This window comes from Rhizobium sp. C104 (genome assembly GCF_022354505.1).
In the GTDB taxonomy this organism is placed as follows: domain Bacteria; phylum Pseudomonadota; class Alphaproteobacteria; order Rhizobiales; family Rhizobiaceae; genus Rhizobium; species Rhizobium redzepovicii.
The window spans coordinates 4,117,980-4,130,000 of record NZ_CP092348.1; the positions used below are offsets into that span (position 1 = coordinate 4,117,980).

Sequence of the window (12,021 nt, forward strand, 5' to 3'; positions counted from 1 at the left end):
CGAACCGATGAGCTTCAAGGCCGCCGCCGTCCAGATGTGCTCCGGGGTCGACCCGCTTAAGAACGCCGCCGCCATGGCGCGGCTGGTGCGCGAGGCTGTCGCCCAGGGCGCGACCTATGTGCAGACGCCTGAGATGACCGGCATGCTGCAGCGCGACCGCGCGGCGGCGCGTGCGGTGCTCACAGACGAGACGCATGACATCATCGTCAAGACCGGCTCCGAACTCGCCCGGGAACTCGGCATCCATATGCATGTCGGCTCGACCGCGATCGCCCTTGCCGATGGTAAGATCGCCAATCGCGGCTTCCTGTTCGGCCCCGACGGCAGGATCCTCAATCGCTACGACAAGATCCACATGTTCGATGTCGACCTCGACAATGGCGAGAGCTGGCGTGAAAGTGCCGCCTATACGGCCGGCTCGGAGGCGCGCGTCTTGTCGCTGCCTTTTGCCGAAATGGGCTTTGCGATCTGCTACGACGTGCGTTTTCCGGCGCTCTTCCGCGCTCAGGCGGTTGCCGGTGCCGAGGTGATGACGGTTCCGGCTGCCTTCACCAAGCAGACCGGCGAGGCGCACTGGGAGATCCTCCTCAGGGCGCGCGCGATCGAGAACGGCGTCTTTGTCATTGCCGCCGCGCAGGCCGGCCGGCACGAGGACGGGCGCGAGACTTTCGGCCATTCGATGATCGTCGATCCCTGGGGCACGGTGCTGGCCTCGGCCGGCGCCACCGGCGAGGCGGTCATCATTGCCGAGATCGACCCCAGCGCCGTCAAGGCCGCGCATGACAAGATCCCGAACCTCAGGAACGGCCGGGAATTCTCGATCGAAAAGATTGCGGGGGCAGTCGCCGGAGGCGTCGCCGCTTGATCCGCTATTCCCTCACTTGCGACAATGCCCATGAATTCGAAGGCTGGTTTTCTGAAAGCGCCGATTTCGACCGCCAGGTCGCGACCGGTTTCTTGACCTGCCCGGTCTGCCATTCCGCCGCCGTCTCCAAGCTGTTGATGGCACCTTCGGTATCGACGGCACGCAGGAAGGACGAGAGGCAGACGCTGGCGATGGATGCCATGCGCCAGGAGGCACTGCAAAAGCTCAAGCAAGCGGTCGCGGCGGTCAAGGCCAATTCCGAGGATGTCGGCACGCAGTTTCCCGAGGAAGCCCGCAAGATCCATTATGGCGAGGCGGATGCCCGCGGCATTATCGGCCAGGCGACGGTCGACGAGGCGCAGGCGCTGCTCGAAGAGGGCATCGAGATTGCTGCCATTCCCGTGTTGCCCGAGGATGTGAACTGACGTCCGCGCGTCTGGCCTTCCGGTGGAGTTATGCAGACCGCTTGGCCAACAGCATATAATTCACGTCCATATCTTTGGACAGGTTCCATTGGTTCGACAGCGGATTGAAGAAGACACCGGTGCGGTCGGTGATCTCGATGCCGCTTGCCGTCAATGGCCTTTCCAGCTCTTCTGGGCGCACCAGCTTCTCATATTGGTGGGTGCCGCGCGGCAGCCAGCGCAGAATATTCTCGGCGGCGAAGATGGCAAGGGCTGCCGCCTTCATCGTGCGGTTGATGGTCGCAACGAAGATCAGGCCACCAGGGCGGACCATTTTTGCGCAGGTCGTCATGAAGAATTCGACGTCGGCGACGTGCTCGACCACTTCCATGTTCAGAACGATATCAAAGGTTTCGCCGGCGTCGGCGAGCTCCTCGGCGGTGACGGCGCGATAGTCGACCGAAACGCCGGAGGCCTTGGCATGGGTCGAGGCGATGCCGATATTCTTCTCGGACGGATCGGCGCCGGTGACGGAAGCGCCCATGCGGGCGACAGGTTCGGACAACAGGCCGCCGCCGCAGCCGATATCAAGCACGCGCAGACCTTCCAGCGGACGCGCGCTCTTCGGATCACGGCCGAAATTCTCGCAGGCCTTGTCTCTTATATAGGCGAGGCGGACGGGATTGAATTTGTGCAGCGGTTTGAACTTGCCGGTCGGGCTCCACCATTCCGCTGCCATCGCCGAGAAGCGGTCCACTTCGCCCTGGTCGATCGTGCTTCTGGCGCCTTCCGTCATCGTCCACTCCTTCGTTCGCAGGATGTGAAGTCGGACGATCGGAGGCATAAGTCAAGGGGCGCGGACCAGAGGACTGAGGAGCGCGGAGCTGCTCGCCAACCGCTTTTGTCGTGCGCGCTTGCCTCCCCCGCCAAACTCGCTAAGAGACGCCGCAACTTGGGGCCTTGGGGACCCGGGCTTTTAGAGCGGTTCCAGAAGTCGGGAGCCGGCTCTCCGGCCAAGCGGTCCGCCCCAGAGCTTTCGTGATGCCGGGTCCGGTTTTCCGCTTTCCCGGCGCCAGTCGTGGTAGAGGCATATGGCACGCATCGTAATGAAATTCGGCGGCACGTCCGTCGCTGACCTGGACCGCATCAAGAACGTCGCCCGCCATGTCAAACGCGAAGTCGACGCCGGCCACGAGGTGGCGGTGGTGGTGTCGGCCATGTCCGGCAAGACCAATGAGCTGGTCGGCTGGGTGCAGGGCATGCCGAAGGTGATCGGCGCCAATTCGCCGTTTTACGATGCGCGCGAATATGACGCGGTGGTCGCTTCCGGCGAGCAGGTAACCTCGGGACTGCTGGCGATCGCTTTGCAGGCGATGGATATCAATGCGCGCTCTTGGCAGGGATGGCAGATCCCGATCCGCACCGATAACGCCCATGGCGCGGCGCGGATCATGGAGATCGACGGTTCCGACATCGTCAAGCGGATGGGCGAGGGGCAGGTTGCCGTCATCGCCGGCTTCCAGGGACTGGGACCCGACAACCGGCTCGCGACGCTTGGCCGCGGCGGATCGGACACCTCGGCCGTCGCGATCGCGGCGGCTGTCAAGGCGGATCGCTGCGATATCTATACAGATGTCGACGGCGTCTACACAACCGATCCGCGCATCGTGCCGAAGGCGCGCAGGCTGAAGAAGATCGCCTTCGAGGAAATGCTCGAAATGGCCTCGCTCGGTGCCAAGGTGCTGCAGGTGCGCTCGGTCGAGCTCGCCATGGTGCACAAGGTGCGCACCTTCGTGCGCTCGTCATTCGAAGATCCCGATGCTCCGGGCATGGGCGATCTGCTAAACCCGCCCGGAACGCTGATTTGTGACGAGGATGAAATCGTGGAACAGGAAGTAGTCACCGGCATCGCCTATGCCAAGGATGAGGCTCAGATCTCGCTTCGCCGTCTTGCCGACCGGCCGGGCGTCTCCGCGGCGATCTTCGGGCCGCTCGCCGAATCCCATATCAATGTCGACATGATCGTCCAGAATATCTCCGAGGACGGGTCGAAGACCGACATGACCTTCACGGTGCCATCGGGCGACGTCGAGAAGGCGATCAAGGTGCTTAGCGACCATAAGGAGAAGATCGGCTACGATGTCGTGCAGAACGAATCGGGGCTGGTGAAAGTCTCGGTCATCGGCATCGGCATGCGCAGTCACGCCGGCGTTGCCGCTACCGCATTTCGTGCACTTGCCGAAAAAGGCATCAACATCAAGGCGATCACCACCTCCGAGATCAAGATTTCCATCCTGATCGACGGTCCTTATGCGGAACTGGCTGTCAGGACTTTGCATTCCTGCTACGGTCTGGATAAGAATTGATTCCCAGTGGGCGGCCTGCCCCTTCAGGTTGAGGAGACGAGGGCCGGCCCGCCGGGACTGAGTGCTTTGTTTCGGGAGCTTGAGACGCCATGAGAGACCTTTCCGGCGGTCCGCGCGTGCTGCTCAGGCGGTTGCGCGAGTTGATGGCGGAGCCGCTGGAGCCGCAGGATCGTCTTGACCGGATCGTCCGCCAGATCGCCGGTAACATGGTGGCCGAGGTCTGCTCGGTTTACGTGCTGCGCGCCGATGGCGTGCTCGAACTCTATGCCACCGAAGGCCTCAACCGCGAAGCCGTGCACCTGGCGCAATTGAAGATGGGGCAGGGCCTGGTCGGCACGATTGCTGCCTCGGCCCAGCCGCTGAACCTTTCCGACGCACAGTCGCATCCTGCGTTCCGCTACCTGCCGGAAACCGGCGAAGAGATCTACCATTCCTTCCTCGGCGTGCCGATCCTTCGGACCGGGCGCTCGCTCGGCGTTCTCGTCGTGCAGAACAAGGCGAGCCGTACCTATCGCGAGGAAGAGCTGGAAGCGCTCGAGACGACGGCGATGGTGCTCGCCGAGATGATCGCCACCGGCGAGCTGAAAAAGATCACCAAGCCGGGCCTCGAACTCGACCTGACGCGTTCGGTAACCGTCGACGGCGACACGTATAATGACGGCATCGGCCTCGGTTACGTCGTGCTGCACGAGCCGCGCATCGTCGTCACCAACCTGCTCAACGAAGATGCGGAGAAGGAAATCCGGCGGCTCGCCGAAGCCATGGGCTCGCTCAGGATCTCGATCGACGACATGCTGTCGCGCCGCGACGTGTCGATGGAAGGCGAGCACCGCGAGGTGCTCGAAACCTATCGCATGTTCGCGCATGACCAGGGCTGGGTCCGCAAGCTCGAGGAGGCGATCCGCAACGGCCTGACGGCGGAAGCGGCGGTCGAGAAGGTGCAGAGCGACACCAAGGCGCGGATGATGCGGTTGACCGACCCCTATCTGCGCGAACGCATGCATGATTTCGAGGATCTGGCGAACCGGCTGCTCAGACAATTGACCGGGTATACCGGGCGGACGACCGCCGAAGGTTTCCCCAACGACGCGGTCATCCTGGCGCGCGCCATGGGGGCGGCCGAGCTGCTCGATTATCCGCGCGCCAATGTGCGCGGGCTGGTGCTGGAAGAAGGCGCGGTGACGAGCCACGTGGTGATCGTTGCGCGGGCCATGGGTATTCCGGTTATCGGCCAGGCGGCCGGTGTCGTGGCGCTCGCCGAGAACGGCGATGCCGTGATCATCGACGCCGACGAGGGGCATGTGCATCTCAGGCCGATGGCCGATCACCGACGTTCCTACGAGGAAAAGGTTCGCTTCCGCGCCAGGCGGCAGGAGCAGTTCCGGGCGCTGCGCGCCGTCGAGCCGGTGACCAAGGATGGGCAGCGGATCGCGCTGATGATGAATGCCGGGCTGTTGGTCGACCTGCCGCAGCTTTCGGAATCGGGTGCCGAGGGCATTGGCCTCTTCCGCACCGAACTGCAGTTCATGATCGCCTCCACCATGCCGAAGGCGGACGAGCAGGAGCAGTTCTATCGTAATGTGATAAAACAGGCGGCGGGCCGCCCCGTCACCTTCCGCACGCTCGATATCGGCGGCGACAAGGTCGTGCCCTATTTCCGCGGTCACGAGGAAGAAAATCCCGCACTCGGCTGGCGCGCCATCCGGCTGTCGCTCGACCGGCCGGGGCTGTTGCGCACCCAGCTGCGCGCCCTCCTGAAGGCTTCGGCCGATACCGAGCTGAAGCTGATGGTGCCGATGGTGACCGAGGTTTCCGAGCTGAAGGTGGTGCGCGAGCTGCTACAGAAGGAAGTGCAGCATCTGTCGCGTTTCGGCCACGGGCTGCCGCGCAAGCTGCAATTCGGAGCGATGCTGGAGGTGCCTGCACTGCTTTGGCAGCTCGACGAGCTGATGGAGGCGGTGGATTTCGTTTCGGTCGGTTCGAACGACCTTTTCCAGTTCTCGATGGCGGTCGATCGCGGCAATGCGCGGGTCTCGGACCGGTTCGACCCGCTCGGCAAACCGTTTTTGCGCATTCTGCGCGACATCGTGCGCGGCGCCGATCGGAACAGGACGCCGGTGACGCTTTGCGGCGAACTCGCCAGCAAGCCCATCTCGGCAATGGCGCTGCTCGGCATCGGCTTCCGCTCGATCTCGATGTCGCCGGCCTCGATCGGACCGGTGAAGGCGATGCTGCTCGGGCTCGATGTCGGGGCGCTGGCAACGGCGATGGCCGAGGTGCTGGACGATGTCCACGCCACGACGCCGATGCGCGAGGTGCTTGCCCGCTTCGCCGAGAGCCACAATATTCCCCTTTAGGCAGACGTTAAGAAGAATCGGAGTGAAGGGTGGCGAAGCTTCCCGTTGAAAAGATGCGCGAGCTGGAACGCCGTTTTGGCGAGATCGAAGCGCGCATGTCGGCCGGCCCGGCTGCCGACGTCTATGTGAAGCTCGCATCCGAATATTCCGAGCTGCAGCCCGTCGTGACGAAGATCCGCGCCTATGAGAAGGCGAATGCCGAGCTTGCCGATCTCGAAACGCTGCTCGAGGACAAGTCGGTCGACCGCGAGATGCGCGACCTTGCTGAGCTGGAGCTGCCCGAGGTGAAAGAGCAGATCGAGGCGCTCGAGCAGGAGATGCAGATCCTGCTTCTGCCGAAGGACGCAGCGGACGAAAAGAGCGCGATCCTCGAAATCCGCGCCGGCACGGGCGGATCGGAAGCAGCCCTTTTTGCCGGCGATCTCTTCCGCATGTATGAGCGTTTTTCGGCGGAGAAAGGCTGGAAGGTGGAAGTGCTCTCGGCAAGCGAGGGCGAAGCCGGCGGTTACAAGGAAATCATCGCGACGATCACCGGCCGCGGGGTCTTTGCCAAGCTGAAATTCGAATCCGGCGTGCATCGCGTGCAGCGCGTGCCTGAGACCGAGGCAGGCGGGCGCATCCACACGTCGGCGGCAACGGTTGCGGTGCTGCCCGAGGCCGAGGAGATCGACATCGAGATCCGGCCGGAGGATATCCGCATCGACACGATGCGCTCTTCGGGTGCGGGCGGCCAGCACGTCAATACGACGGACTCGGCGGTGCGCATCACCCATCTGCCGAGCGGCATCGTTGTCACCAGCTCGGAAAAATCGCAGCACCAGAACCGCGCCAAGGCGATGCAGGTGCTGCGCTCCAGGCTCTACGATGCCGAGCGGCAGAGGGCCGACAGCGAGCGGTCGGCCGACCGCAAGAGCCAGGTCGGTTCCGGCGACCGCTCCGAACGCATTCGCACCTATAATTTCCCGCAGGGGCGCATAACCGATCATCGCATCAATCTGACGCTCTACAAGCTCGATCGGATGATGGAAGGCGAAATCGAGGAGGTCGTCGATGCGCTGATGGCCGATTACCAGGCAAGCCAGCTGGCGCAGCTCGGCGAGCAGCAATGAGCTCGACGGTTGCCGATACGCTCGCCGAAGCACGCCGCCGCTTCACCGAGGCGGGTATCGCCGACCCGGCAACCGATGCGCGCTTGCTTGTCGCGGGCCTTCTGAAACTATCGCCGACCGAGCTTTTGACGCGATCGGCCGAGAGGCTTTCGTCTGAGCAGGCGGAGGTGATGTCCAAGGCGGTCGAGCGGCGGCTCGGCCATGAGCCGGTGCACCGCATTCTCGGCGAGCGGGAATTCTACGGCCTGCCGCTTGTCCTTTCGGTGGAAACGCTGGAACCCCGGCCGGATACGGAAATCCTGGTCGATACGGTGCTTGCCTATCTCAAGGACCTTGCAAAGACACAAGGCCATCTCCATATCCTTGACATGGGAACCGGGACCGGGGCGATATGCCTTGCGCTTTTGAGCGAATGTCCCGATGCGTCGGGTGTCGGAAGTGACATATCGGCGGATGCACTTCGCACAGCAAGATCGAATGCAGAAAGAAACGAGTTGCAGGATCGTTTTCAGGCCGTGCAGTCGAGATGGTTCGAGAGCATCCAGGGTTCGTTTCACGCGATTGTCTCAAATCCGCCCTATATTGCTTCCAATGTTATTCACGATCTCGCTCCCGAAGTGACGAAATTTGATCCGGTCGCAGCGCTGGATGGCGGCCCGGATGGGCTTGACGCCTACCACGCCATCGCCAAGGATGCGGCAAGGTTCATGAGGCCCGGTGGGGTCGTCGGGCTGGAAATCGGCTACGATCAGCGCAACGATGTGATGGCGATCTTTGAAGCGAAAGGCTTCAAGTGCCTCAAATCCGTAAAAGATTATGGTCAGAACGATAGAGTGCTCGTGTTTGCGCTCGCGTGACAGGCGATAATCGCTGCATTGAGCGGGACATTCTTGTTATTGCGAAGAAAAGGCTTGGATTTCCCAGGGAAGCAATATAGGTTGCGGTCACGTGTTGGGCAGATAGGAATGAACGAGATTCGTTCGGTACTTGGTTTGCCTCGGGGGTCCGCTCTTTTAAACGAGAGTTTCAACGGTTGAACACGACCCAACGCGTGAATCAGTCAAACTGACTTGAGAACCAAGCGGCAGGTCGGCGCAAAGGCGCAGTATGCTCGCGGCACAAAGGTCCTGACCCGGTTTTCCGGTCATGGCGGTTGGTGCCATGTATCCATCACAAACAGAGAATTCAGGTGAACGATCTATGAGGCCAGGACAGCAGAACAAGCGCGGTCGAGGGCGTGGTAACAACAATAATAACAACGGCGGCGGTGGAAATAACAATAATAACAATTTCAACCGCAAGGGCGGCAATCCGCTGACCCGGACCTATGACAGCTCCGGCCCCGATGTGAAAATTCGCGGGACTGCCCAGCATATCGCCGAAAAATACGCCCAGCTTGCCCGCGATGCTCAAAGCTCCGGCGACCGCGTGATTGCCGAGAACTATCTCCAGCACGCTGAGCATTATAATCGTATCATCGCCAGCGCCCAGGCGCAGATGCAGGAACGCTTCCAGCGCGACGATCGCGGCGAGTATGATCGCGATGGTGCAGACCGCGACGGTTCGGATCGCGACGGCGACGATATGGATAACAACGACAATGACGGCGACGATGTCGTTATCGTCCAGCCGCCGCAGAACAGGCAGCAGCATCGGCCGCAGGCACAGCCGCAACCGGCGGCTGCACCGGCGCCCCAGCCCGAGGTGATCGACGGAACCGGCCCGCAGCCGGAGATCGAAGGCATTCCGGCCGAGGTCGCCATGGACGAGGAAGGCTCCGCCGGCCAGCCGCGCCAGCCCCGCCGCCGCAGCACCGGCAGCCGTCCCCGTCGCCCGCGTCGCGGCGCTGAGGGCGAAGCCGCCGCTGAGGGCGAGGGTGCCTCCGGCGAGGCGCCGGTTCTGGCCGACGCCGCATCGGAATGAGGATTTCGCTTCTCCTTCGAGGGAGGCGCGAGGTTCATGCCATCTGTTAGAATTGCAACGAAAATCCCCGGCCTCGTGTCGGGGATTTTCGTTTTGTCGGCTCTTTAAACTCGCAGAACAGGGTACCATATTCTCCTCGACTGCTTCGCTCAAATCAGAGATGGGTGAAGCGCGGCCTGCCTTTTCAGGGGGTCGATCTCAATCATCGGTCTGCGCCTCATCAGGGCAGAGCGATCCATGGAGGTAGAATATGAATATCGATAAATATTCCGAACGGGTGCGCGGCTTCATCCAGTCGGCGCAGACTTATGCGCTGGCGCAGGGTCACCAGCAATTTACGCCCGAACATGTGCTGAAAGTCCTGCTTGACGACGATCAGGGCATGGCCGCCTCGCTAATCGATCGCGCCGGCGGTGATGCCAAGGCTGCCCGCCTTGCCAATGACGCGGCGCTGGCCAAGCTGCCGAAAATTTCCGGCGGCAACGGCAACATCTACCTGGCCCAGCCACTCGCCAAAGTGCTTTCGACCGCTGAAGAGGCGGCAAAGAAGGCCGGCGACAGCTTCGTCACCGTCGAGCGCCTGCTGCAAGCGCTGGCAATCGAATCCTCGGCTTCGACTTTTTCGACGCTGAAGAATTCAGGCGTGACGGCGCAGGGTCTGAACCAGGTCATCAACGACATTCGCAAGGGCAGGACGGCGGATTCGTCCAATGCCGAGCAGGGTTTCGATTCACTGAAGAAGTTCGCACGCGATCTCACCGCCGAGGCCCGCGAGGGCAAGCTCGACCCGGTGATTGGCCGCGACGACGAAATCCGCCGCACCATCCAGGTGCTTTCGCGCCGCACCAAGAACAATCCGGTGCTGATCGGCGAGCCCGGTGTCGGCAAGACGGCCATCGTCGAGGGACTGGCGCTGCGCATCGTCAACGGTGACGTGCCGGAATCGCTCAAGGACAAGAAGCTGATGGCGCTCGACATGGGCGCGCTGATTGCCGGCGCCAAATACCGCGGCGAATTCGAGGAGCGGCTGAAGGCCCTGCTCAATGAGGTTCAGGCTGAGAACGGTGAGATCATCTTGTTCATCGATGAGATGCACACGCTGGTCGGTGCCGGCAAGGCGGATGGGGCGATGGACGCCTCCAACCTTCTGAAGCCCGCACTTGCCCGCGGCGAGCTGCATTGCGTTGGCGCGACCACGCTCGATGAATATCGCAAACATGTCGAGAAGGATCCGGCGCTTGCCCGCCGCTTTCAACCGGTCGTCGTCGACGAGCCGACGGTCGAAGACACGATCTCGATTCTGCGCGGCCTCAAGGAAAAATACGAGCAGCATCACAAGGTGCGCATCGCCGATGCGGCGCTGGTGGCGGCGGCGACGCTTTCCAACCGCTATATCACCGACCGTTTCCTGCCCGACAAGGCGATCGACCTGATGGATGAGGCGGCGGCGCGGCTGCGCATGCAGGTGGATTCCAAACCGGAAGAACTCGACGAACTCGATCGCCGCATCATTCAGCTGAAGATCGAGCGCGAGGCGCTGAAGAAGGAAACCGACGTCGCCTCGGCCGACCGGCTGAAGCGGCTGGACACCGAATTGACCGGCCTCGAAGAGGAGGCCGATGCGCTGACGGCCCGCTGGCAGGCGGAAAAGCAGAAGCTCGGCCTTGCCGCCGATCTCAAGAAGCAGCTCGACGATGCCCGCAACGAACTGGCGATCGCCCAGCGCAAGGGTGAATTCCAACGGGCCGGCGAGCTGACCTATGGCGTCATTCCCGATCTGGAAAAGCAGCTGGTCGACGCCGAAAAGCAGGATGGCGAACGCGGCGCGATGGTGCAGGAGGTGGTGATCCCCGACAACATCGCCCACGTCGTTTCCCGCTGGACCGGCATTCCGGTCGACAGGATGCTGGAAGGTGAGCGCGACAAGCTGCTCCGGATGGAAGACGAACTGGCGAAATCGGTGATCGGCCAGGGTGATGCGGTTCAGGCCGTGTCGCGTGCGGTGCGCCGTGCGCGTGCCGGCCTGCAGGATCCGAACCGGCCGATCGGTTCGTTCATATTCCTCGGCCCGACCGGCGTCGGCAAGACGGAGCTTACCAAGGCGCTCGCCCGCTTTCTCTTCGACGATGAAGCGGCGATGGTGCGCATGGACATGTCGGAATACATGGAGAAACACTCCGTGGCCCGGCTGATCGGTGCGCCTCCCGGCTATGTCGGTTACGACGAAGGTGGAGCGCTGACGGAAGCCGTGCGCCGCAGGCCCTATCAGGTCGTGCTGTTCGACGAGATCGAAAAGGCCCACCCCGATGTCTTCAACATCCTGCTGCAGGTGCTGGACGACGGACGCCTGACGGATGGGCAGGGCCGAACTGTCGATTTCCGCAACACGATGATCATCATGACCTCGAACCTCGGCGCCGAATATCTGACGCAGCTCGCCGACGGTGACGACAGCGATACGGTTCGCGAGCAGGTGATGGAGGTCGTGCGCGGGCATTTCCGGCCGGAATTCCTGAATCGCATCGACGAGATCATCCTCTTCCACCGCCTGAAGCGCGAGGAGATGGGCGCGATCGTCGATATCCAGCTGAAACGTCTGGTGGCGCTGCTCTCCGAGCGCAAGATCGTCATCGACCTCGACGAGGACGCCCGCCATTGGCTGGCGAACAAGGGTTACGATCCGGTCTACGGCGCAAGGCCGCTGAAGCGGGTTATCCAGAAATTCGTGCAGGATCCCCTCGCCGAGCAGATCCTGTCCGGCCAGGTGCCGGACGGATCGACGGTGAAGGTGACGAATGGTTCCGACCGGCTGCAGTTCAGGACTGGTCAGACGGTGAGCGAAGCGGCATAGGCCGATTTTGCCGGATGAATGAGAAATGGCGGCTTCGGCCGCCATTTTTGTCTGGCGGGTGCGAAACCACGCAAGGGTTAAAGCATGTCGCGCAAAAGTGTGCAGCGCTTTTTGCGGCAACGTCATGCGTAAAAACAAAGAGCCAA

The 12,021-nt window shown here is 62.2% G+C and carries 9 protein-coding genes; 8 read left to right on the forward strand and 1 reads right to left on the reverse strand.

Annotated elements, in window-relative coordinates; all coding sequences use genetic code 11:
* Window positions 1-7 precede the first annotated feature (7 nt).
* A complete protein-coding gene (locus MF410_RS21440) occupies window positions 8-865 on the forward strand; it encodes a carbon-nitrogen hydrolase family protein (protein WP_097629797.1) in 858 nt (285 codons plus the stop codon).
* Window positions 862-1,290, forward strand: coding sequence for a DUF1178 family protein (locus MF410_RS21445; protein WP_097629796.1), 429 nt, complete (start codon window positions 862-864; stop codon window positions 1,288-1,290). The genes MF410_RS21440 and MF410_RS21445 overlap by 4 nt, the downstream gene beginning before the upstream one ends.
* Window positions 1,291-1,318: 28 nt before the next feature.
* Here MF410_RS21445 and ubiG read toward each other — a convergent pair whose 3' ends face one another.
* The gene (gene ubiG, locus MF410_RS21450) at window positions 1,319-2,065 is read right to left on the reverse strand and encodes a bifunctional 2-polyprenyl-6-hydroxyphenol methylase/3-demethylubiquinol 3-O-methyltransferase UbiG (RefSeq protein WP_097629795.1); all 747 of its coding nucleotides are present in this window, start codon (window positions 2,063-2,065) and stop codon (window positions 1,319-1,321) included.
* Window positions 2,066-2,360: 295 nt separating this feature from the next.
* Between ubiG and MF410_RS21455 the strand changes: the two genes are divergently transcribed.
* The 6 genes from MF410_RS21455 to clpB all read left to right on the forward strand — a co-directional run bounded on the left by MF410_RS21455 (window position 2,361) and on the right by clpB (window position 11,875).
* The gene (locus MF410_RS21455) at window positions 2,361-3,635 is read left to right on the forward strand and encodes an aspartate kinase (RefSeq protein WP_012559094.1); all 1,275 of its coding nucleotides are present in this window, start codon (window positions 2,361-2,363) and stop codon (window positions 3,633-3,635) included.
* 89 nt (window positions 3,636-3,724) lie between these two features.
* Window positions 3,725-5,992 carry a phosphoenolpyruvate--protein phosphotransferase gene (ptsP, locus tag MF410_RS21460; protein ID WP_097629794.1) on the forward strand — a complete coding sequence of 756 codons (2,268 nt, stop codon included), beginning with the start codon at window positions 3,725-3,727 and terminating at the stop codon, window positions 5,990-5,992.
* 29 nt (window positions 5,993-6,021) lie between these two features.
* Window positions 6,022-7,101, forward strand: a complete 1,080-nt coding sequence (prfA, locus tag MF410_RS21465) for a peptide chain release factor 1 (protein ID WP_097629793.1) — start codon at window positions 6,022-6,024, stop codon at window positions 7,099-7,101.
* Window positions 7,098-7,958, forward strand: a complete 861-nt coding sequence (gene prmC, locus MF410_RS21470; RefSeq protein ID WP_097629792.1) for a peptide chain release factor N(5)-glutamine methyltransferase — start codon at window positions 7,098-7,100, stop codon at window positions 7,956-7,958. Before prfA ends, prmC begins: the two co-directional genes overlap by 4 nt.
* A gap of 343 nt (window positions 7,959-8,301) precedes the next feature.
* Window positions 8,302-9,024: a DUF4167 domain-containing protein gene (locus MF410_RS21475; RefSeq protein WP_097629791.1), complete on the forward strand. Its 723-nt coding sequence runs from the start codon at window positions 8,302-8,304 to the stop codon at window positions 9,022-9,024.
* Between the two features lie 250 nt (window positions 9,025-9,274).
* The gene (gene clpB / locus MF410_RS21480) at window positions 9,275-11,875 is read left to right on the forward strand and encodes an ATP-dependent chaperone ClpB (protein WP_239620036.1); all 2,601 of its coding nucleotides are present in this window, start codon (window positions 9,275-9,277) and stop codon (window positions 11,873-11,875) included.
* Window positions 11,876-12,021 lie beyond the last annotated feature (146 nt).